Here is a 20,299-nt window from a genome sequence, read left to right on the forward strand (position 1 = left end):
CACTCCCTAACTATTTCCTCACATTGTTTCTAGCTTTGAGGGCTTCTTTTTTCATGCCATTTAAATAAACAAGTAATTTTTGCGCAAATCCATTTGTGATCATGTCTAATCTGGTAAATTTGAACTTCGATTTCAATTGATCGTAAATTTGCTGATTGGACAACTCCCATAGCTTTGCTACAGTATCAATCATCTCCAGTATTTGCTTATTCATTGCTGAATTTATTGGCTCGTTGCTAGAGTTCTGATTGTTGTTCCTACTTAATTTATTTTGATTATTACTAGATCTATAGTTTTGATTAGAATTATCTTGTCCATCGTCATCGGCGTCTCCTAAACCAAAGAATGATTTCAGCTGATATCTTCTAAGATATGTTATTGCTTGTCCCATCATCTGAATTTTGTTTGTTCTTTTATTTGTATCTGCCTCTACTAATGGAATAGTAGACACGTCTTCTGATGAGTTCTTAGTCCATATCGTTAATACAAGTGTTGCATTACCACCAGCGTCAATTTTGATGGGTTGTGTGAATGTTCCGTCGCTAGGAAAAGCATTATTAACAGTTTCTAATACTTCGTTTAAATCAGCATATTTAGTACCATATAGAGGATTTGTTTCTTTTTTAACTGGATTCCTTATATTTTGGCGCACTTGTAAAATTACATCATTAATAGAAATATTATTTTCAGTCATCAATTTCACCTCCAGTAATATCAGATTGTGTTATACTTAATCAATTGAAATCCTTTGCTTTTACTTTTGTTTGACCCTTTGCTATTGCCGTAGTAAGGGTCTTTTTTTGTGCCATCATTTTAATATTTGCCTCTCTTAAATTATTTTGATATTTCATATTATTATTAGGATTTACTTGAAACTCCATGACTGCTTGTAAGAATCCCACTTCTATTGCATCATCAATCAACTGATTAATTTCACTTGGTATTTCCATCTTATTTTCCCTCCTTTAAATCAAAGACATTATCAATAATCCAATGATTCAGTTTTAAGCAGCACCTTTTGAACTTATCCGAAACATCAAACAAGTTTAAAAACCCACCAGCTGCTGCTGAATAATATCCAAAAGTAAAACATCCTGCGCCAAACATCACATAACCTGCGATTAGATCTATCATCATATTTCTCCTTTTTAAAACATTCTATTTTGCTCAAAACTTTTTAAATATTCATCTAAATTCTCTACGCTTACACGACGCCCATTATGCTTAACTGATTTAAGTGGGTGTATCGGATCCTTCATCCAAGAATAAATTGTAGCCACTGAGCAATCGGCGTATATAGCAGCATTAGCAATTTTTAACCAGCCTTTATGTGACAAATCTTTCTGTTTATTTTCTTCTTCTTGAATAAGTTTCTCTTTACTAATCATAATGATTACCTTTCAATCTCCAATTCAAGTGGATTAATCTGAAATTTTTCTATGACACTATTTAAAAGAGAATTTTCACTAGAAATCTCTTCAGTAAATTCTTTCGTCCATGAAACGATTTTTCTTCTATCATCTTCAGTGACCAATTCTGGCCGTTTTGCAAAATAAATAACTGTCGCTTTGTCTAGTGACTCTCGCTCCATTTCTTCTTTCTCTGAAGCTAGATATAAAGCAGCCGAATCACATTGATATATTTTGTTTTCACTAAATATAACTGGCATTTCAGTAAGATAATCACCCACAGCACGTTTAAATTTAAGATCACTAAAGTTTTTAGATATAAGTAGCAATTTATCCGCTGGGATTGATCGTTTAACATCGTTCATCCAATTGCTTATTGTTGACTCCCTAACATGAATTTCTTGTGCCAAGTCTTTATGAGAGAAACACTCCCTAGTTAGCAAGTCTTCTAATTCATTTTTTATTTCTTGTTGATTCAAATTAATCACCTTCCTTATTTATTTTTTTCTCTTTGCTTCTAAAGATTTACTTCCATTTTGTGTAGTTGAGTATATATTTATTCACGTAATTTTTTTGTATGCTTTATTTAACAAAAGAATATTTATAATGTTGAAAACAAATTGTAAATATTCTTGATATACATTTGCTATGTTCAAATTAATCACCTCCTTTAAAAAAATATTTTAAATTTATTACAATTTAAAACGTATTATTGTTAGCTGATTTTAAAATATTATCAAGTTATTGCGATATATACGTTTTATTTTTGATACTTTTTGTACCATCGCTAAGCAAAAAAATATCAGGAAACAATTCATCCATACCAACATCGAAAAAAATAGATATTCTTTTTGCAGTATCAATGCTAGGGTTTCTATCACCATTTTCAATACTGCGAATGGTGATGGTTGCTAGTCCCAGCATTTCTGCTAATTCTTTTTGCGTTAATTTTTTTTTCTCACGAAAATATTTAAGTTTTCTCATAAAGACATCCCCTTTTTTAAAGTGATACTTTCTGTATCACAAGATTAATAATACACGATACGTTTTGTATCGTCAATGTTTTTTGATACTTTTTTTATCATAGATACATTTTGTATCTATAACTTGGTATTATATATTTGAGGTGAACACATGTTACTTAACAGATTAAAGCTTTTAAGACAAAATCTCGGGCTTACTCAACAAGAAGTTGCAAACAAAATCGGTGTTTCACGAGCAAGCTATTCTCATATGGAAAATGGGAGAAATGAGCCTGATAATGAAACGCTTATAAAGCTATCAAATTTTTTTGGTGTCTCAACAGATTACCTATTAGGTAATGATGAGACACCAAAATGGGCAACCCCAAAAGATATTCTTGATTTAAAGGACTTTTTAGATGGAAATATGGGTATGGCTTATAACGGCGAGGATTTGACAGAAGAAGAGAACGAGCGTTTAAAATTAGCTCTATCTCAAATATTTTGGGATAAGAAAAAACAGCAAAAACATAATAGTAAGAAGTGATTTTATGTCTAACGACTTGAACGAATTAATTTTAGATATTGGTACAAGATACAATACATTTGATCCATTTGTCTGGGCTGATAAATTAAATATTGAAATTCACTGGAAAGATATTTATCCTCGTCCATTAGGCGATACGATTTATTTTGGTAGCCAACCAATAATTATTTTGGCAAATGAAATAAGAGACAGTAGCCAGCGATATTTTGTCTTAGCTCATGAATTAGCTCACGTGATTGAGCACGATGGGCTTGTTTCCTACTACAACGATAGAACTTTTTTTAAGCACAAATTGGAGTATCAAGCTGATAAGTTTGCTATTACATTAGTCACAAACTTATATATAGAGGAATATGGTAATCTACCTGGCACGTATGCCGATTTAACGCACTGCTATGGATTACCAAATATTAGCGACTAACAACCCTGTCCAAAACTGATGACATTAAAAGCTGTTGTTATAGGGGAAATCTCGTTATGAAAGAATTTAAAAGAATTTTAACAACATTGATTTTAATTGCTCTAACACTTATAGCTGCCGGTTGTAGCTATAAATCGGCAAACTCATCAGAAAATAAATACAACTACAGCAAGAAAGAACTAATTAATTTTTATGCCGATGCTGGTAATGGTCAGGCGAATATAATATATAGTTACGCTAAATCTATTGATACTAATAGTGATCATGTTAGTAAAGTTGCTGATAATCAAGTAGCATTACTAACGTCAAATAACAAAAAGCTTAAACAAAACCGTTCAAACACCGAAGCAACTAAAAACTTGATTAGTTTTAACAATTCTTTAAAAACAATAGCTATGGAATATAAAAATAATGACTTTAGTCATTCAAAAAATACTAACAAAAGATTCAATAAGCAAGTTGCATTGGTGAAAAGTGATTTATAATAGATTCATCGGATAACCAAAAGTTAATTTCAATGCAAAAAAGGCAAAAAAAATTTACTAATTATCTGAATAAAGTTATGGAATCACAACCACACATTGAAAATAAGACAATTATAAATTCTACCGGAGAGATAACCTTCGACAATACCGAAATCATACCTGGTTTTGAAGGTGAAAAAGTTTTAATGGTTACCTACACGTACAAAAACACAACGGATAACCCGATGGGAGCATTTGATGCACTATTAGCATCAGGAGAATTTAAACAAGAAAATGCTGACTCTATTGTTACACTCAGCATGGGTATCCCTGATACGGATTGGGAGCTGTCCAATGAAAATTATCAAGACATGTATAATACCGGTTCCTCTGAAAAGCTTAAATCAGGTGAAACAAAACAATACGTTGACTTTATAGAACTAGATAATTCTAATAATCCAGTTACATTTAAAGCTGAGGATCAGGATACACGTACCTCATTAGGTTCCATTAAGTTGGATTTAAACAAGTAAATGGCTTTTTCGGTCAGCTTTACTGAATACGTTGTGGCATATAAAAACGGAGGGAAAATAATGACCAAATTTGGTGTCAGAAAACCTAGTATTAAGAGGTCCGTTAGTGCTAGAACAACCGGTAGAATTACTAGAAGTGTAAAAAGATCAGTCACCCCATTCTATGGAACAAAAGAAACTGGATTTACAAAAAAGCCATCTAAATCTGTTTATAACAAAATATACAAGAGTACAACCGTAGGAATAAATCCATTGAGTACTTCCTCATCACGTAAATTAGACCATTACATAAATCAAAATACGCAGCATATTGATAACAACTTTAATTTCAGTGACAGTACTGAACTATCTAATTTAAAAATTCAAGGTCCTGACTTAGAGAATCTTCCAGAAACTGAATTGTTAATTTCTATAAATAGGGAATTTATAAATACTGAAAGATATAAAGATAATCTAATATCCATAACTAACCATCTCGCAGACATTATCCCGAAAGAAGAAAAATTTAACGGTCTAAAAAGAGCTGAAATCATAAAAAAAAGATTTGATCAGCCTGTTTTCCAATTCGACAGCGATGCATTCTCTACCTATTCAAATATCAAACTAAATATGGAAAACGATATTTTTTATTTAGAAAACGATATTTTTTATTTAATTGTTACTTTTAATAACATTAATTTAAAAGTTGGAGAGATAAGTCCCATAAAAAATATGGAACTTCTAAAACTATTCAATGATTCTGACAACGACAACGTAACTTCTATCTCTATAAAAAATTATGGTGGAAAATATAAAAAAATCACTATCAACAAAGACGAGTCCATAAGTGTTAGAGGATTCACATCTCCAACTGAGTTCGATATCGATATATTTGATATCACAAAAAATCAAAAAGAAAAAATCAACCGAATTAACGAATTTAACGAAACAATTAAAAAGAAAAAATTAAAAGAGAAGAACGATTTTGAAAAGCAACAACGAGATGTACGAAACGGATGTCTACTTTCGTTCTTGATTACTAGCTTTATCATTATTATTCCTTTGATTGTCTTGTTTGCTTCGTTATAGGATTCATATCTAGTTAAGTAGATTAATTATTAATTTAGGAAACAAATGATTAAATCAATTTAAGAAAGAAGGATCAATATAATGAAAAACCCTTTTGATAAATATTTAATAAATAGAGAACCTTGCATTTTAAAGTTCAGCGTTGAACTTCTCGATGGAAAAGTATATTCCGATAATAAAATATCTATAAAAATATTATTCGATATATCTATTCTGTGGGGATTGAACATGATTGAATCATTAGATTTAAATTTGTATGCACTAAATAACAGATCAAATGTTGCGTACGATTTTAATAATATTAAGCCAATTGAAGGAGCAAAATTCTATATTGATAAAACTAGAACTGGTAAATCATCTATAACAGAGACTACAAGTGGTATATATCGAGTTGAGAATACCTTTAGTTTTGACTCACCTTTTTTTGGTAGTAATTTTGATTTTCTTGGTATTAATATTGTAATGAATAGTAAATCTATTGATGATGAAACCAATATTAAAAAGTCTATTTATAATTCAGCCGTTCCAACTTTATATCTAGGTATACAAACAAATGAATGATAATATTAGTTATATAAATGATTATTCCAAAATAGACCCAAACGAAATGGATTTATTCAAAAATGATACAACTAAAAACAGTGATGGAGGTGGATCAAATATGGATAAATATGCTACCAAGGAAGAACTCCTAGCTACTGAGAAATTACTGTCCGAAAAAATTGATTATAGATTTGATTTATTAGAAGAAAAAATATCTTCAATTCCAGACAAAACTAGAATTATGCTTAACGACAGCGAAAAAATACAGCAGAAAGAATTTAAAGACAATCGTAGATTCTTCTGGGGAACTATTATAATTGGTGGAATATCGGCACTATCAGCAGTTATTTCTGCAATACTTACCGTTGTCTTTCATTGATCAAACACATGTGAAGCCTTAATTGGCTTTTTATTTTTATCGTTAAGAGAACATACGTGCCCATAATCGTGAACTTTTATATCTTGACATACAAAAAAACACAACATTTTTTTCTATAACTAAATAAAATATGGTTCAATAATGAATTACTAACTTAAAACTTCACAAGGATAAAATAATGAAAAAAATAAATGCAATTAAAAAATATTTTCTAAAAAATAACCAGAAGCGTTACCGTTTCACTGTTCGTGTAGATAAAGGCCATGTTACTTCAAGAAATGGCTTCTTCACTTATGACGACGCAGCACTCGCCTATTTAAATTTAAAGCAAGAAATCATGGAAAATAAATATAAGGTTAGTAGAAACATAGTTACTTTTCAGAAAGTCTACGATGATTGGATAACACGATATCGCAAATCAATAAGAGATACTACCTATTCAAATATTCATAGGTCATTTGAACACTACATACTCCCAATATTTGGCACAATGCAAGTCAATAAAATAACTATAAAGGATTGCCAAGATGCCATTGATGAATGGACGGACAAAATAGCCACATATAAGCCCTTGTTTGAGCGTACCAGAAAAGTTTTAGATGAAGCAGTAAGATATGAATATATTGATTCTAATCCAATGAGAAAGGTTATATTGCCTGTAACTACTTCTAAAATAAACAAAATGATTTCTGAACGAAAAGAAAAAAACTTTTACTCTTTAGAAGAGATTAATAAATTCTTAGAAGCTGCTCATAACGAAGGATTACAACAATATGCCTACTTTAGAACTATGGCATATTCTGGAATTAGACGTGGCGAAAGCTTATGTCTACAATGGTCAGATATTGATTTTGAAAATAACTATATTTCAATTACCAAAACACTCGTTTATTCAACTGAGTATCGTAGATATGAAACGCATCCTACCAAAAATAGTCTTAACAGATCACTGATAATGGATTCTGATACTATGAAAATACTAGCAGCTTGGAAATACGTTCAGAGTTACTTTAAAATAAAAAACAATTATGTATTCTCAAACGACTCTGGTGATCATTGGAGCTCTCGTGGTGTTAATGATTGGCAAAAAAATCTCAACAAAAAAATCGAACTTGGAAGAACTGTCACTATGCATGGTATACGACATACTCACGCTACACTCCTTTATGACATGAATCCAACAATTACCCCTAAAGATGTTCAAAAGCGCTTAGGACATAGAAATGTCGATGTGACAATGAATATATACGAACATGCTACCGATAATAGTGATAAAAAGATTTTAATTGCGCTAACGGATTTAAATGAAAAATAAATCGCCAACTACATATGTCATATTATCCTAATATATTTATATTAAAATGAGTTCACGACTACATTGCAACTACAAACGGTTATATAACTATGCAAAACTATAAAAAAATAAAGCCCCAACATTCCGCTAAGAATGTTGGGGCTTTAAGACTATGTAAAACTACATCAAATTATATAATTGTCTATGTTTATTTAATTGAGATTGAGAAGTATGCTTCAAATTGTTCACTAGGAGCTAACTTGTTAACACCATACTTCGTCTTGAAGTCATTATCGCTATCCTTTTTATCAGCAAGTCCCCACCATGGTTCGATGCACATGAACTTACCTTTATCAGGATATGTTGACCACATACCGAAGTATTTAGCATTACCAGTATCAAGAGTCAACTTATGATTAGTTTTATCACTTTCAATTGTGACAACTGCTGGATCATTCAAACGATATACAACAGCATCATCTTTGAACTCATCACGATTCATTGAGAAGTTTTGATTTTCGACTTTTGTTTCGCCATCAAGATCAATTTGATGTTCAACTATAGGAATAGTTGATCTTGTTTCAGAAGGATCAATCTTTACGTCGAAGTCTTCAAAGTTTAGGTTATCTTCAAATGGTACAGAAAAACCAGGATGAGCACCAATATTGAAGTACATATCTTCTTTTTCTTCAAGGCTATCTACCAAATAACTGATTTGAACAGTATCTTTAACTAGTTGATAAATAACACTCAACTTAAAGTGATATGGGTACTTAGCAAGACTTTCTTCACTTGTTGTCAAAGTCAAAACAAGCTTTGAATCTGTTTGTGAGCCAAGAGTAAACTCTTGATCTCTTGCAAAACCATGTTGTGTCATTTTGTATTCTTTGCCATCAACAAAGTAGTGATCATCTTTTAAACGACCAACGATTGGGAAAAGAATTGGTGCATGTCTACCCCAAAAATTTGAGTCTGCTTGCCAGATGAATTCCACATCTTCACCATTTTTGATGCTACTTAATTCAGCACCTTTAGAATTAACTTGAACGGTTAAATAATCGTTCTTAAGCTCGTACATTGTCATTATTTTTCCCCCTAAAGAATATAACGCGAAAGATCTTGATCATCAGCAATTTTTCCAACTTGCTCTTTTACATACTCACGAGTGACAGTAATATCACCCATTTGCATATCTGGACCTTCATAAAGAATATCTGCTAATATCTTTTCCAGAACAGTTGCCAATCTTCTGGCACCTATGTTCTGATTAGTATTATTAAGGTTGTAAGCGATTTTTGCAATCTCTTCAACGGATTCTTTAGTAAAAGTTAAACGAATCCCATCTGCTCTGGTTAATGCAACGTATTGTTTTGTCAAAGCATTGTCAGGTCTAGTTAAGATCTCAATGAAATCATCTTGCGTTAAATCATTCAATTCAACACGAATAGGGAAACGGCCTTGTAATTCAGCAATCAAATCACTTGGCTTGTTTTCAGCAAATGCACCTGATGCAATGAATAAGATATGGTCAGTATTAACTACACCATACTTAGTATTGATCTGTGAACCTTCAACGATAGGTAAAATATCACGTTGAACTCCTTCACGAGATACCTCACCAGATGTTTTTTTATTTCCAGCCGCAATTTTATCAAACTCATCGATAAAGATAATACCATTATCTTGAGTACGTTCAATTGCTGATTGATAGATTTCATCATGGTCCACACGCTTACCAGATTCTTGTTGAATCAAGAGTTCACGTGCATCATTTACTGGTAAAGTCCTAGTAATAGACTTCTTAGGGACTAGTGAATCCATCATACTAGACATATCCATACCCATTTGGGCCATTTGGTCATTCATAGGGTTTACTTTACGTGATTCCTCAACTTTAATAGTAACTTCACGATCCTCAAGTAATCCCTTATCCAATTGTTCTTTAACACTCAGACGTTGATCACGAACTGAATCGGTGACCTCAGCATTACTATCAGGGTCTTCATCCCCACTTTGAGGATTCAAAGCATCTTGTAAGTTTGATGAATTTTGTAGATTATTTAGCATAGACATAAAGTCCATGTTGTTATTATTATTTTCTTTACGTTCCTTTTTAATGCCAGGAACTAATAATTTAACTAATTTCTTATCAACATCACGTCGTACCTCTGGTCTAATTTCATCGATTTTTTCTTTTTCTTCCATAGCAACAGCTACATCGACTAAATCACGTACCATTGATTCAACATCACGTCCCACGTATCCTACTTCGGTAAACTTAGTTGCTTCAACTTTAACAAAAGGTGCCTTAACAATTTTGGCCAAACGTCTCGCAATCTCCGTTTTACCAACACCAGTAGGTCCGATCATTAATAGATTTTTAGGCGTGATTTCTTGTTGTAAGTTCTTAGGTACTTGCATACGGCGATAACGATTATATAAAGCAACCGCAACGGCCTTTTTAGCATCAGTTTGTCCAATAATATAATTATCTAATTGAGCGACTATTTCTTTAGGTGTTAAAATGTTGTCCATTTATTACTCTCCAATTTAAAATTTGTCTGAAATAATATTATCATTAGTGTAAATATCGATACCTGAAGCAATCTTAATTGCTTCTACTGCCATTTGCTCGGCATCCATATCTTTGGCATGACGTTGCATTGCAATAGCAGCGGCTTGAGCAAAATTACCACCTGAACCAATAGAAACAACATCTTCATCTGGTTCGATAACTTCCCCACTACCTGAAATCAAGAGTAAGTTGTCTTTATCCATGGCGATAAGCATAGCTTCAAGCTTTTGAAGTGTTGGATCTTTTCTCCAGTCTTGAGCCAACTCAACAGCAGCACGTTTTAAATTACCAGAATATGCTTTTAACTTCTTTTCTAACCAGTCTTGTAGAGTTATTGCATCTGCAACACCACCAGCAAATCCGATAACTACTTGGTCATCGAAAATACGTCTAACTTTGTGGGCTGAACCCTTCATAATGAATTTTTCACTTAGTGTAACTTGTCCATCACCAGCGATAGCTGTATGACCATTGTGTTTAACTGCGACAATTGTTGTCATTTAATTACCTTCCTTTATCTTGGAAAATATTTTTTATAATCTTTTTGTAGATGTTCCATTGTTACATGTGTGTAGATTTGTGTAGTTGAAAGACTTGAGTGTCCCAGAAGTTCTTGGACTGTACGCAGATCTGCACCATTATCCAACATATGGGTAGCAAATGTATGTCTAATCATATGTGGGTGAATGTCAGTCGTCAAACTGGTTTTCTTTATAATTTGATCAAGTATATATTCAACTCCACGACTCGTGATACCTTTACCTCGATTATTAACGAAAACAAATTGATGGTCCATATTATTAGCGGCCATCAATTTTTTTCTGCCGTCATCGATATAACGATTTAATGCCCTTTGAGCAAAACTACCAAACGGCACATAACGATCTTTATCACCTTTACCATGTACCAAAACGATACCGTTAGTAAAATCTAATTGTTCTAATTCAAGATTGGAACATTCGCTAACACGCATCCCAGTAGCATATAGTAACTCTAATAGCGCAGAATTTCTTTCAGAAAGGGCGTCATCACCTTTTACAGCTTCGAAAAGTTGTTTCATTTCTTTTTCATAAAAAAAGCGCGGTAATTTACGTCCTTTATGTCTAAGCTGAATAAGATCAAACGGATTAGTTTTCATGAACTTATTACGTAACAGAAAATTATAAAAGGATCTCAACGCTGAAACCCTTCTAGCCACCGTTTCATCAGCATAATTCTTTTCATCTAAATACGTTAAGTATGTCTCCACATCGAGTCGATTTATTTTTGTAAATCCCTTGAATCCACCATTATCATCAAGAAATTTTACAAAATTATTGATATCTTCCAAATATGAACTTTTAGTATCTTCAGAATAATGATGGTTGATCATCAAATAATCAATAAACTTGTCAATTAAATCTTGTTCGATCATTTATTTTTGAACCTGTTCTTCATAATCGCCATTTGGACATAGAACTTGACGACCACCCTTAACTTTCTTTTCAACTAGATAATGGCCATCTTTAGGGCAATCACGTCCAATTGGTTTATCCCATGAAACGAAGTCACAATCAGGATATCTAGAACAACCATAGAAAATACGGTTTTTCTTTGATTTTCTTTCAATGACTTGTCCCTCTTTACACTTAGGACAAACTACACCAATCTCTTTAACAATTGGTTTTGTATTACGACAGTCTGGGAATCGTGAACAAGCATAGAATTTACCATAGCGACCCATCTTGATAACCATAGGTGCACCACAGATGTCACAATCCATACCGGCTGGCTCATCTTTAATTTGAACTTTTTCAATTTTGCTCTCGGCTGATTCTAATTCTTTAGCAAAAGGTTTGTAATAGTGGTCAACAACCTTTACCCAATCTTCCTTACCCTCTTCAATTTCATCAAGTTCATCTTCTAGATGAGCTGTGAAATCAATATTAACAATATCTGGGAAGTAATCTTGAATTAAATTATCAACAATTTCACCTAATTCAGTCGGTTCAAAACTTTTTCCATTCAATTTTACATAGTAACGTCTCTGAATAGTATCAATTGTTGGAGCATATGTTGAAGGACGGCCAACACCATTTTCTTCCAAGGCCTTAACAAGTGAAGCTTCAGTAAATCTTGCAGGTGGTTGTGTAAAATGTTGTGCTGGATCGTTTGTTTGAAGCTTAGCTTTATCACCTTCAGCAAGTTCAGGAAGAATATTATCCTTCTTATTAGATTCTGAAGTACTTTGATAAACTTTGCGGTATCCCTCAAACTTGATTTTTGAACCGTTGGCTCTGAACATAACACCATTTTGTGTTAAATCAACAGTCATAGTGTCATAAACAGCAGGTGTCATTTGACTAGCCACAAAGCGTGACCAAATCAAGTCATACAAACGATATTGATCACGTGTCAAAATATCTTTCAATGACTTAGGAGTACGTAATACTGAAGATGGTCGAATAGCCTCATGGGCGTCTTGTGCACCTTCTTGATTTTTATCCTTACGCATCTTAACTGCAGCAAAAGGTTCACCAAATTCTTTATGAATAAATTCTGATGCTTCAGTTTGTGCAACCTTTGAAATACGCTTGGAATCAGTACGCATATAAGTAATTAAACCTACTGTGCCTTCTTTTCTTCCAAGATTGATTCCTTCATAAAGTTGTTGAGCAATCATCATTGTTTTTCTAGTCTTATAATTCAATTTACGGTTAGCCTCTTGTTGAAGTGAACTAGTCGTAAATGGGGCAGCGGGGAATCTATTACGTTCTTTTTTCGTTACCTTTTCAATGTCAAAATCATCACTCTTATTGATTTTTCCAAGAACTTCTTGAACTTGAGCATTATCTTTTAATTCAGTTTTTTTATGATCAATACCATAAAAGTTAGCATTAAACTTATCTTTACCATGTTTGAATGTTGACTCAATAGTCCAATATTCTTCAGGAATAAATTTCTTTATTGATTTTTCACGTTCAATAACAAGTTTCAAAGCGATTGACTGAACACGTCCAGCACTTAATCCCTTTTTAACTTTTGCCCAAAGAATAGGTGAAATAGAATATCCTACTAATCTATCAAGAACACGACGAGCTTGTTGTGCATCGACTAAGTTCATATCGATACTACGAGGTTTCTTAAATGCCTGTTTAACAGTATCTTTAGTAATCTCATTAAATACAACACGATTATCACCGTTGACATCAAGTCCCAATAAATGGGAAACATGCCAAGCGATGGCCTCTCCTTCACGATCCGGATCGGCTGCAAGATAAACTCTTTTGGCTTTTTTAGCCTCTTTTTTCAAATCTTTTATAACAGGACCTTTACCACGAATAGAAATGTACTTAGGTTCGTAGTCATGTTCGATATCGACACCCATTTGACTCTTAGGTAGATCTCTAACATGTCCCAAACTTGCTACAACGTGATAATTACGTCCCAAATATTTTTCAATTGTTTTTGCTTTTGAAGGTGATTCAACAATCACCAAATTCTTTTGTTTCGCTGGCACGCAAAGTGCTCCTTTCTGAAATGAATCATTTAGGAAACTGTTCAATATAATATTTATTGTTTTTGAATTTGTCAATCAAAACGATACATTAAATTATCAATCAGAGAAAAAATTAAAAATCACTAAAGTTGATTAGTGGTATTGCACCCTCTTCAATTAACTTATTACATCCTTTTGACGTACTCTCATCTATCTTACCTGGTATTGCATAAACATCTCTGTTTTCTTGCATTGCCAATTCAGCCGTAATAAGTGAACCACTTCGCTCTTTTGCTTCGGTTACAATTACTCGCTGACTGATACCTGCGATTATACGGTTTCGTTGCGGGAAATGCCACCTTTGAATATTACATCCTGGCGGATATTCACTAATAACAAGTCCAAACTCAAAGATTTCATCTTGAAGTTTTTTATTCTTAGTAGGGTAATAATCACTCAAACAATTACCAATCACAGCAATAGTTTTACCATGATTATTCAAGGTTACTTGATGTGCCCAACCATCAACACCCTTTGCCAAACCGCTTACAATAGTATAACGGTCTATAATTCTAGGTACAAGTCCATTAATGCAACGATAACTATATTCAGTCGCTTCTCTGGCACCAACTATAGCTGTACAATCAGTTTTTAATAGTGAAATGTCACCCTGGTAAAATAGCAATGCTGGTGGATTATAAATTTCCCTTAAATTCTCAGGGTACTCATCATCCAGGTAATTTATTGCCTGAATTCCGGACTCATTTTGTAGCCTAAACAATAGAAGAAACTTTTTATATTTCTCTGATTTCCAACTTCTTTGAAGCATATAAAAAGTATCTTGTTCAAGATTATCACTATTTAGTGACAATTTGACAATTTTTAACATTTCCTGATTTGATATCTGCATAGTTAAACGACATTTTACTAAAATTTCAGTTAATTTATTCATATATAAAAACACCACTTTCATAAATAAATTACGAAAACGGTGTTTGATATAACTTATTTGTTTTTCTTACAGGAGAAAAGCTCATTCGATGAATAGGAGTTCTGCCATATTTATCCAGTGCCTTCAAATGTTCACTAGTCCCATAACCATCATTTCTCAAAAAACCAAATTCAGGATACAGCTCGTTGTAAGCTGACATCAATCTATCCCTTGAAACTTTAGCCACAATACTAGCTGCTCCTATACTAAGCGACTTTGAATCACCTTTAATAAGCTTAGTTTGTCCGATATTAACGGGAATGGTCATGGCATCAACCAGAATATGATCAGGTGCCAAGTAAAGACCATTGATTGCATCTTTCATCACTAGCTCAGTAGCATGATAAATATTCTCTTGATCAATCAATTGAGGACTACCTATACCAATTGAAATATCTATCGCCTGTTCACAGATTTGTCGATAAACTCTGTCACGTTTTTTAGCGGTTAATTTTTTAGAATCATCAACCTCATACAAAGTATTATTGGCAGGTAAAATAACTGCAGCAGTTACTACAGGACCAGCCAGTGGTCCCCGGCCAACTTCGTCGACCCCTGCTACAAATAGATTATGATTCCAATAATCACGTTCTAAGAACTCTTTTTTATGGAACTTTTCAATTAATTTTTGTTGCTGCTCAACTTTTCTAAAATATTGTGCCAATAGATTATGAACACCACTACGTTCATCTTCTTGTAACAAATCAAGGTCATCTTTAGAAACCGAACCAATTTCTTGATTCAGCAATTCTTTGACATCCTTAATCGTCATTTTACTCTTCATAAAATTCACCTGGCACATCAAATGTAACACGACCAAGTTTTAACTTACGAATATCTTCAATGATTCGTCTTGAAGCACGATCATAGTCATCTTTATAGCCAAATTTTTGTGTCAAAAGCATTAATAATTCTGGTGTTGTGTGATCGAATAAATCACTTTTATCTAAACCATATGTATCTTGTAATCTCTCCAAATAATGTGTCTCTAAAAAATTCAAGGCATAAATTGCAACATCATCAGGTGCATATATCTTATCCTTAATAGCACCCGAAAGAGCAAGTTTCATCCCTACTTTAGGATCATCTATTTTAGGCCAAAGAATCCCTGGTGTATCTAATAAATCAATATCATACTTAGTCTTCAACCAGTTTTGATTCTTTGTTACACCTGGTCTATTACCAGTTATAGCAATGTTCTTGCCAACAATTCTATTTAGAATCGTTGACTTACCAACATTAGGTATACCTATACACATTGCTTTGATACGATAATTCTTTACACCATTTCTTTCATATTTAGCCACTTTTTCAGCTAATTCAGAATGGATCAAATTATTTATTTTACCCAATCCCTTATTATGCTTAGCATCAAGCTCAACAGAATGTGTACCTTCTTGTTCGAAGTTAACTTTCCAATCATTAGTTAACTTGGGGTCTGCCAAATCAGCCTTATTCAAAATAATAATATGTTTCTTTTGATCAATAATTTGTTCCAAAATTGGATTTCTGGAACTAAAAGGAAGTCTAGCATCGACTATTTCAAGCACAATATCGACCATTTTAAGCCTGTCTTGAACCTGATTTTTTGCCTTGTTCATATGTCCTGGATACCATTGTAACGCCATACATATCACCTATTTTCTATCTGTATCTTGATATTTTTGGTACGCTTCGTCAAAAATTGTCATACTCGGTAAATAACCAGCATTCAACTCCAAATAATTAGAGATCTTCTCATAGTCAGTCTCCTGCTTAGGAAATGATTGATCTCTGTGTGCATTATTTGCAAATTCAGCTTCCGGCTCGGTACTGTTAACATTTCTCAATGTCATCAAAAACTCATAAAAACTTCGCCTCATTGTTCCTCCCTGTCTATTGCTTACTTGTAATCTTATTATTCATAATATCAAATGATAATTTATCATTCTTCAAATCAATCTTTTTAGCACGGATACCATATCCTTCTTTTGTAGTATATTTAGTAAACTTCAAAAGAATTGTTTGATTCTTACTATTAACACTGACCCAATTAGGAATTTTAAAGCTGTTATTAATATAATTCATGACAAACTTAATTGGTAATGATAACTCTCCAATTTTAATATCTTTTGCCTTTAAAAGCACATCACCATTAGTCTTAGCATATGGTGCCATAACCAATGTGAAGTGGATTTTTGATCCTAAAAACGCAATTGCTCCAGTAAGTTCGGCATCGTTTTTCAATTTAACTTGATACTCAGTTTTACCGTCGTTTAATGTATTTTTAAGATAATATTGAGCCATCTTATTGGCTTCACTTTTATTCATATTAACTGTAAATACTTTGTCATTTTGAGATTCTATTTTAGATGAAACTTGATAGGTTTCACTAGAAGAGCTTAAGACCTTTGTTCCTAAAATTCCAAAACTAACTACTAAAAGTACTATTAGTGCTAAAAATGCATATTTCCAATAATTTCTACTCTTCATCTTACTTAATCAGCCATTCCTTAGTTGTTTTACTTACCTTATTAAATACTTGATCAGTCATCATATCATAACCTTTACCATTTGGATGGAAGTGATCACCTGTATAAAGGTATGGATTATCACCATTTTTTTTCAATATTTTATCACTAGGTTGATACAAGTTATTAATATTAATAAAGTATGTATCTTTTTGATCCTCAGCAATCTGTGCAGAGGCTTTATTCCAATTAATAAATGCCGTTTTAGCATATTTAACATTGGATAAATAAATACTAAAGGGATTATAAATCCCTATTAAATAAATAGGTGCATCGCTATTGTAGCTTCTTATATCTGATAATAACTGCTTCAGTCTCTCATCAAATTTGCCTTGTTCTGTTGTTATATCTGATTCCGTTAAGTCCAGTCCCTTACGTTTAAGAAGATGCATGAAGTCATTTCCACCAACTGTAACCGTAATAATATCAGCCTTTGGCAAATCCTTGTGCATTGAATCATCATTTTGAATTCTAGTCATAATTTGATTACTAGTATCACCAGAAACTCCGTAATTATATGCATTAGTTTTTACCTTATACTTCTTTGTAACTTTACTTTTAAGTCTAGTTACATATCCTCCACCAACGGACTTAGAATCACCAACACCTTGAGTTAATGAGTCCCCAATGGCAACGATGTTGATTTCACTTTTCTTTTTGACAACAATTTTTTTCTTTTTCTTTTGTACTACCTGTTCCGTTTTATTATTAGTAGTTGGTTCAGTTTTAGATTGAGTAAAATAATAACCTAATACTCCACCAATTGCTACTAAAATAACAACAATAATAATAATCCAAGTACTTTTTTTCTTCATATATTAATCCATCTTTCAAAAAAAAGCTGATGTTTTCATCAGCTTTTACTAAGTTTACTCTGTATAGAATTCTATTGCAAAAGCCCCTGATCCAGCATGTGTAGCAATAACAGGACTTGTAACTCTAATCAATAAAGGAACATCAGGAACTATTTCCCTCAATTTCTCCTTGAGTTCATTAACATAATCCATCTTATCAACATATGAAATACCAATGGCCTTTATATTCTCAAGACTCTTTACTTCTTCCATGACATTATTCATATACTTCTCAATAGTCTTACGTCCACGACCACGTTTAGCAATATCAAGACTATTGTTCTTCAATGTCAAAACCAGATTAATATTCAAAAGTGTTGATAAAGTTCCTGCAAAACGGCTCAAACGTCCACCACGCAAGATATTCTCAATACTGGTTACACCCATATATAAATAAGTATGATCACGTATCTTTTGAATCTCTTGTTTGATTTCGTCTACTGATTTACCTTCTTTTGCCAATTTAGCAGCTTGAATAACCTGAAATGCTAAGGCACGATCAGTAAACTCTGTATCTACCACTTCCATATGACGATCAGTCATTTCAGCCACTTGACGTGCAGCATTAACAGTTCCACTGATCGACTCAGTCATATTTAGTGACAAAATATCGGTATAATCACTAGGAACTTCATCGATTATACTCATAAATGTTCCAATCGAAGGTTGTGAAGTTTTTGGTAATTCATTTGAAGAATCCATTTCTTTAACAAATTCTTCACGTGTGATATCAACGCCATCCGTATAAGTCTTACCATCAATGTTGATTGTAAGTGGAACTACGCCAATTCCATATTCTTTTATTTCCTCTGAAGTTATCTGTACCGATGAATCGGTAAGGATTTTTACTTTACTCAATTTTATCCCTCTTTCATAGGGTTTTTCACTATTATTGTTTAAATTATAACAGATTTATACCACCATATTAAAAAAACTAATTCATATTTTTTAACATCTTTTTCTATTATATTATACTTATCGTAAATATTGAAAGTGAAAATGAACTCCTACACAAATTATTAGGAGTTCATAATATCTCATATTTTAAAAAATTAAAGTTAGTTTAGTTTCACCTTATACGTTAAAATGAAATCAGTTACAATAGAAAGTTGGTCTTGAAATTGAGTAAAAAGGTCAGAACATTCACACGTAGATATATTATTAAAAATGAAATCTTTAGTGCCATAACTCATGGAATTGGTATTATCCTAGCAGTTATTGGATCAGTTTTTTTATTAATTAAGGGATTCAATAACGGTGATCCCTTAGAAATAACAGCATACTTCATTTATGCTTTCACTTTATTTTTCCTGTACTTAAGCTCGACGTTATTTCATAGTTTATATTTCACCAAGGCTAAGCACGTTTTCCAAATATTTGACCACAGTTCAATCTTTTTGATGATTGCTGGTACATATACCCCATTTTGTTTAATCGCACTCAGAGGGTCAGCATTTGGCATCATTATCTTATCAGTCATCTGGGTCCTAGCAATATTTGGAATACTTTGGAAAATATTCAATGTCGGTCGATTTAAGTTCTTTGAAACACTCTTATACATACTGATGGGTTGGGCAATTATTGTTGCCATGAAACCACTTTATGAAGCTATTGGAACAACTGGTATTTGGTTATTAGTTGCTGGTGGACTTGCATTCACAATTGGAGCATGTATTTACTTATTAAAGAATCTTAAATACGTCCACGTTATTTTTCATGTTTTTGTCATGATCGGCACAGCACTAATGTATTTCTCAGTATATTTTTACGTTAATTAATTTTCTTTTGATAAGTTTTGAAGGTGTATGGATAGATATTTTTATCGTCCATGACACCTTCTTTTTTTTCAACCAAAACAAATTTATCATAATCAATCCTTGGCATAACTGTATCCCCACCGAATTCGTGATCAATTCTAGTTAAATATAATCGATCCACATCATCTTTAAAAATTTCAAATATCGAACTACCACCAATGACCATGACTTCTTCATCAGGTTTTACATATTCACTTAATTGTGACTTATCAGTTATGAGTACTACTGAATTAGGTACCTTATAATTTTCATTTCTAGATAGGACAATATTCAGCCTATTTAAAAGTGGTCCATTTGGAAAACTTTCATAGGTTTTACGCCCCATTACTATGGGATGTCCCGTCGTGATATTTTTGAATCTCAACATATCATTAGGAAGACTCCATGGCAATTTGCCATCTTTTCCAATAATATGATTTTTATCTTCTGCCCAAACAAAACTAATCTTCATTTA

Annotated in this window: 28 protein-coding genes; 9 read left to right on the plus strand and 19 right to left on the minus strand. The window is 32.7% G+C overall.

Annotated elements, in window-relative coordinates:
• Positions 1-10: 10 nt before the first annotated feature.
• The 6 genes from BTM29_RS10110 to BTM29_RS10135 all read right to left on the minus strand — a co-directional run bounded on the left by BTM29_RS10110 (position 11) and on the right by BTM29_RS10135 (position 2,393).
• Positions 11-694: an ERF family protein gene (locus BTM29_RS10110; protein WP_076617049.1), complete on the minus strand. Its 684-nt coding sequence runs from the start codon at positions 692-694 to the stop codon at positions 11-13.
• Positions 695-734: 40 nt separating this feature from the next.
• Positions 735-950, minus strand: coding sequence for a hypothetical protein (locus BTM29_RS10115; RefSeq protein ID WP_076617053.1), 216 nt, complete (start codon positions 948-950; stop codon positions 735-737).
• A gap of 1 nt (position 951) precedes the next feature.
• Positions 952-1,134, minus strand: coding sequence for a hypothetical protein (locus BTM29_RS10120; RefSeq protein WP_076617056.1), 183 nt, complete (start codon positions 1,132-1,134; stop codon positions 952-954).
• 14 nt (positions 1,135-1,148) lie between these two features.
• Positions 1,149-1,388, minus strand: coding sequence for a DNA-binding protein (locus BTM29_RS10125; protein WP_076617059.1), 240 nt, complete (start codon positions 1,386-1,388; stop codon positions 1,149-1,151).
• Positions 1,389-1,393: 5 nt separating this feature from the next.
• A complete protein-coding gene (locus BTM29_RS10130; RefSeq protein WP_076617063.1) occupies positions 1,394-1,888 on the minus strand; it encodes a helix-turn-helix domain-containing protein in 495 nt (164 codons plus the stop codon).
• Positions 1,889-2,150: 262 nt separating this feature from the next.
• Positions 2,151-2,393: a helix-turn-helix transcriptional regulator gene (locus BTM29_RS10135; RefSeq protein ID WP_076617067.1), complete on the minus strand. Its 243-nt coding sequence runs from the start codon at positions 2,391-2,393 to the stop codon at positions 2,151-2,153.
• A 150-nt stretch (positions 2,394-2,543) separates the two neighbouring features.
• Between BTM29_RS10135 and BTM29_RS10140 the strand changes: the two genes are divergently transcribed.
• From BTM29_RS10140 to BTM29_RS10175, 8 genes are all read left to right on the plus strand, one after another.
• Entirely contained in the window at positions 2,544-2,918 is a 375-nt protein-coding gene (locus tag BTM29_RS10140; protein ID WP_076617070.1) for a helix-turn-helix domain-containing protein, read from the plus strand.
• A 4-nt stretch (positions 2,919-2,922) separates the two neighbouring features.
• Positions 2,923-3,339, plus strand: coding sequence for an ImmA/IrrE family metallo-endopeptidase (locus BTM29_RS10145; RefSeq protein ID WP_076617073.1), 417 nt, complete (start codon positions 2,923-2,925; stop codon positions 3,337-3,339).
• Positions 3,340-3,395: 56 nt separating this feature from the next.
• On the plus strand, positions 3,396-3,824 hold the full coding sequence (locus BTM29_RS10150) for a hypothetical protein (RefSeq protein WP_076617076.1): 429 nt from the start codon (positions 3,396-3,398) through the stop codon (positions 3,822-3,824).
• Between the two features lie 32 nt (positions 3,825-3,856).
• On the plus strand, positions 3,857-4,336 hold the full coding sequence (locus tag BTM29_RS10155) for a DUF5067 domain-containing protein (protein ID WP_076617079.1): 480 nt from the start codon (positions 3,857-3,859) through the stop codon (positions 4,334-4,336).
• A 60-nt stretch (positions 4,337-4,396) separates the two neighbouring features.
• Positions 4,397-5,404, plus strand: coding sequence for a hypothetical protein (locus tag BTM29_RS10160; RefSeq protein WP_076617082.1), 1,008 nt, complete (start codon positions 4,397-4,399; stop codon positions 5,402-5,404).
• Positions 5,405-5,632: 228 nt separating this feature from the next.
• Positions 5,633-5,965 (plus strand): hypothetical protein, encoded by a 333-nt coding sequence (locus BTM29_RS10165; protein WP_076617086.1) that lies wholly within the window; start codon positions 5,633-5,635, stop codon positions 5,963-5,965.
• Positions 5,958-6,326: a hypothetical protein gene (locus tag BTM29_RS10170; protein ID WP_076617089.1), complete on the plus strand. Its 369-nt coding sequence runs from the start codon at positions 5,958-5,960 to the stop codon at positions 6,324-6,326. Before BTM29_RS10165 ends, BTM29_RS10170 begins: the two co-directional genes overlap by 8 nt.
• Before the next feature lie 178 nt (positions 6,327-6,504).
• Positions 6,505-7,641: a tyrosine-type recombinase/integrase gene (locus BTM29_RS10175; protein WP_076617093.1), complete on the plus strand. Its 1,137-nt coding sequence runs from the start codon at positions 6,505-6,507 to the stop codon at positions 7,639-7,641.
• 187 nt (positions 7,642-7,828) lie between these two features.
• Here the strand turns inward: BTM29_RS10175 and BTM29_RS10180 are convergent, their stop codons facing one another.
• From BTM29_RS10180 to BTM29_RS10235, 12 genes are all read right to left on the minus strand, one after another.
• On the minus strand, positions 7,829-8,704 hold the full coding sequence (locus BTM29_RS10180) for an aldose 1-epimerase family protein (protein ID WP_076617097.1): 876 nt from the start codon (positions 8,702-8,704) through the stop codon (positions 7,829-7,831).
• Positions 8,705-8,715: 11 nt separating this feature from the next.
• Positions 8,716-10,155, minus strand: coding sequence for an ATP-dependent protease ATPase subunit HslU (gene hslU, locus BTM29_RS10185; RefSeq protein ID WP_076617100.1), 1,440 nt, complete (start codon positions 10,153-10,155; stop codon positions 8,716-8,718).
• 15 nt (positions 10,156-10,170) lie between these two features.
• Positions 10,171-10,695, minus strand: a complete 525-nt coding sequence (gene hslV, locus BTM29_RS10190; protein ID WP_076617103.1) for an HslVU peptidase proteolytic subunit — start codon at positions 10,693-10,695, stop codon at positions 10,171-10,173.
• 14 nt (positions 10,696-10,709) lie between these two features.
• On the minus strand, positions 10,710-11,609 hold the full coding sequence (xerC, locus tag BTM29_RS10195) for a tyrosine recombinase XerC (RefSeq protein ID WP_076617107.1): 900 nt from the start codon (positions 11,607-11,609) through the stop codon (positions 10,710-10,712).
• The gene (topA, locus tag BTM29_RS10200) at positions 11,610-13,694 is read right to left on the minus strand and encodes a type I DNA topoisomerase (protein WP_076617111.1); all 2,085 of its coding nucleotides are present in this window, start codon (positions 13,692-13,694) and stop codon (positions 11,610-11,612) included.
• Between the two features lie 112 nt (positions 13,695-13,806).
• Positions 13,807-14,625, minus strand: a complete 819-nt coding sequence (gene dprA, locus BTM29_RS10205; protein ID WP_076617115.1) for a DNA-processing protein DprA — start codon at positions 14,623-14,625, stop codon at positions 13,807-13,809.
• A gap of 28 nt (positions 14,626-14,653) precedes the next feature.
• Positions 14,654-15,436 carry a ribonuclease HII gene (locus BTM29_RS10210; RefSeq protein WP_076618893.1) on the minus strand — a complete coding sequence of 261 codons (783 nt, stop codon included), beginning with the start codon at positions 15,434-15,436 and terminating at the stop codon, positions 14,654-14,656.
• A gap of 1 nt (position 15,437) precedes the next feature.
• A complete protein-coding gene (gene ylqF, locus BTM29_RS10215) occupies positions 15,438-16,292 on the minus strand; it encodes a ribosome biogenesis GTPase YlqF (RefSeq protein ID WP_076617119.1) in 855 nt (284 codons plus the stop codon).
• Positions 16,293-16,301: 9 nt separating this feature from the next.
• Complete coding sequence (locus BTM29_RS10220; protein WP_076617123.1) at positions 16,302-16,526, minus strand: YozE family protein; 225 nt, start codon at positions 16,524-16,526, stop codon at positions 16,302-16,304.
• Between the two features lie 13 nt (positions 16,527-16,539).
• Positions 16,540-17,136 (minus strand): YpmS family protein, encoded by a 597-nt coding sequence (locus tag BTM29_RS10225; RefSeq protein WP_076617126.1) that lies wholly within the window; start codon positions 17,134-17,136, stop codon positions 16,540-16,542.
• 1 nt (position 17,137) lies between these two features.
• A complete protein-coding gene (locus BTM29_RS10230; RefSeq protein WP_076617130.1) occupies positions 17,138-17,989 on the minus strand; it encodes a GDSL-type esterase/lipase family protein in 852 nt (283 codons plus the stop codon).
• A 54-nt stretch (positions 17,990-18,043) separates the two neighbouring features.
• Positions 18,044-18,886 (minus strand): DegV family protein, encoded by an 843-nt coding sequence (locus tag BTM29_RS10235; protein WP_076617133.1) that lies wholly within the window; start codon positions 18,884-18,886, stop codon positions 18,044-18,046.
• Between the two features lie 251 nt (positions 18,887-19,137).
• Here BTM29_RS10235 and trhA point away from each other — a divergent pair, with 251 nt between their 5' ends.
• Entirely contained in the window at positions 19,138-19,806 is a 669-nt protein-coding gene (gene trhA / locus BTM29_RS10240; RefSeq protein WP_225972196.1) for a PAQR family membrane homeostasis protein TrhA, read from the plus strand.
• Here trhA and BTM29_RS10245 read toward each other — a convergent pair.
• Positions 19,799-20,296, minus strand: a complete 498-nt coding sequence (locus BTM29_RS10245; protein WP_076617140.1) for a dihydrofolate reductase — start codon at positions 20,294-20,296, stop codon at positions 19,799-19,801. The two genes, trhA and BTM29_RS10245, sit on opposite strands and share 8 nt — an antisense overlap.
• Between the last annotated feature and the right edge of the window lie 3 nt (positions 20,297-20,299).

The organism is Companilactobacillus allii (assembly GCF_001971585.1).
Lineage (GTDB): Bacteria > Bacillota > Bacilli > Lactobacillales > Lactobacillaceae > Companilactobacillus > Companilactobacillus allii.

What these genes read in the sequence shown, in the direction of transcription:
- BTM29_RS10110 (WP_076617049.1), bottom strand. Translation starts at nt 694, where the DNA reads ATGACTGAAAATAATATTTCTATTAATGATGTAATTTTACAAGTGCGC.
- BTM29_RS10115 (WP_076617053.1), bottom strand. Translation starts at nt 950, where the DNA reads ATGGAAATACCAAGTGAAATTAATCAGTTGATTGATGATGCAATAGAA.
- BTM29_RS10120 (WP_076617056.1), bottom strand. Translation starts at nt 1,134, where the DNA reads ATGATAGATCTAATCGCAGGTTATGTGATGTTTGGCGCAGGATGTTTT.
- BTM29_RS10125 (WP_076617059.1), bottom strand. Translation starts at nt 1,388, where the DNA reads ATGATTAGTAAAGAGAAACTTATTCAAGAAGAAGAAAATAAACAGAAA.
- BTM29_RS10135 (WP_076617067.1), bottom strand. Translation starts at nt 2,393, where the DNA reads ATGAGAAAACTTAAATATTTTCGTGAGAAAAAAAAATTAACGCAAAAA.
- BTM29_RS10140 (WP_076617070.1), top strand. Translation starts at nt 2,544, where the DNA reads ATGTTACTTAACAGATTAAAGCTTTTAAGACAAAATCTCGGGCTTACT.
- BTM29_RS10145 (WP_076617073.1), top strand. Translation starts at nt 2,923, where the DNA reads ATGTCTAACGACTTGAACGAATTAATTTTAGATATTGGTACAAGATAC.
- BTM29_RS10150 (WP_076617076.1), top strand. Translation starts at nt 3,396, where the DNA reads ATGAAAGAATTTAAAAGAATTTTAACAACATTGATTTTAATTGCTCTA.
- BTM29_RS10155 (WP_076617079.1), top strand. Translation starts at nt 3,857, where the DNA reads ATGCAAAAAAGGCAAAAAAAATTTACTAATTATCTGAATAAAGTTATG.
- BTM29_RS10160 (WP_076617082.1), top strand. Translation starts at nt 4,397, where the DNA reads ATGACCAAATTTGGTGTCAGAAAACCTAGTATTAAGAGGTCCGTTAGT.
- BTM29_RS10165 (WP_076617086.1), top strand. Translation starts at nt 5,633, where the DNA reads ATGATTGAATCATTAGATTTAAATTTGTATGCACTAAATAACAGATCA.
- BTM29_RS10170 (WP_076617089.1), top strand. Translation starts at nt 5,958, where the DNA reads ATGAATGATAATATTAGTTATATAAATGATTATTCCAAAATAGACCCA.
- BTM29_RS10175 (WP_076617093.1), top strand. Translation starts at nt 6,505, where the DNA reads ATGAAAAAAATAAATGCAATTAAAAAATATTTTCTAAAAAATAACCAG.
- BTM29_RS10180 (WP_076617097.1), bottom strand. Translation starts at nt 8,704, where the DNA reads ATGACAATGTACGAGCTTAAGAACGATTATTTAACCGTTCAAGTTAAT.
- hslU (WP_076617100.1), bottom strand. Translation starts at nt 10,155, where the DNA reads ATGGACAACATTTTAACACCTAAAGAAATAGTCGCTCAATTAGATAAT.
- hslV (WP_076617103.1), bottom strand. Translation starts at nt 10,695, where the DNA reads ATGACAACAATTGTCGCAGTTAAACACAATGGTCATACAGCTATCGCT.
- xerC (WP_076617107.1), bottom strand. Translation starts at nt 11,609, where the DNA reads ATGATCGAACAAGATTTAATTGACAAGTTTATTGATTATTTGATGATC.
- dprA (WP_076617115.1), bottom strand. Translation starts at nt 14,625, where the DNA reads ATGAATAAATTAACTGAAATTTTAGTAAAATGTCGTTTAACTATGCAG.
- BTM29_RS10210 (WP_076618893.1), bottom strand. Translation starts at nt 15,436, where the DNA reads ATGACGATTAAGGATGTCAAAGAATTGCTGAATCAAGAAATTGGTTCG.
- ylqF (WP_076617119.1), bottom strand. Translation starts at nt 16,292, where the DNA reads ATGGCGTTACAATGGTATCCAGGACATATGAACAAGGCAAAAAATCAG.
- BTM29_RS10220 (WP_076617123.1), bottom strand. Translation starts at nt 16,526, where the DNA reads ATGAGGCGAAGTTTTTATGAGTTTTTGATGACATTGAGAAATGTTAAC.
- BTM29_RS10225 (WP_076617126.1), bottom strand. Translation starts at nt 17,136, where the DNA reads ATGAAGAGTAGAAATTATTGGAAATATGCATTTTTAGCACTAATAGTA.
- BTM29_RS10230 (WP_076617130.1), bottom strand. Translation starts at nt 17,989, where the DNA reads ATGAAGAAAAAAAGTACTTGGATTATTATTATTGTTGTTATTTTAGTA.
- BTM29_RS10245 (WP_076617140.1), bottom strand. Translation starts at nt 20,296, where the DNA reads ATGAAGATTAGTTTTGTTTGGGCAGAAGATAAAAATCATATTATTGGA.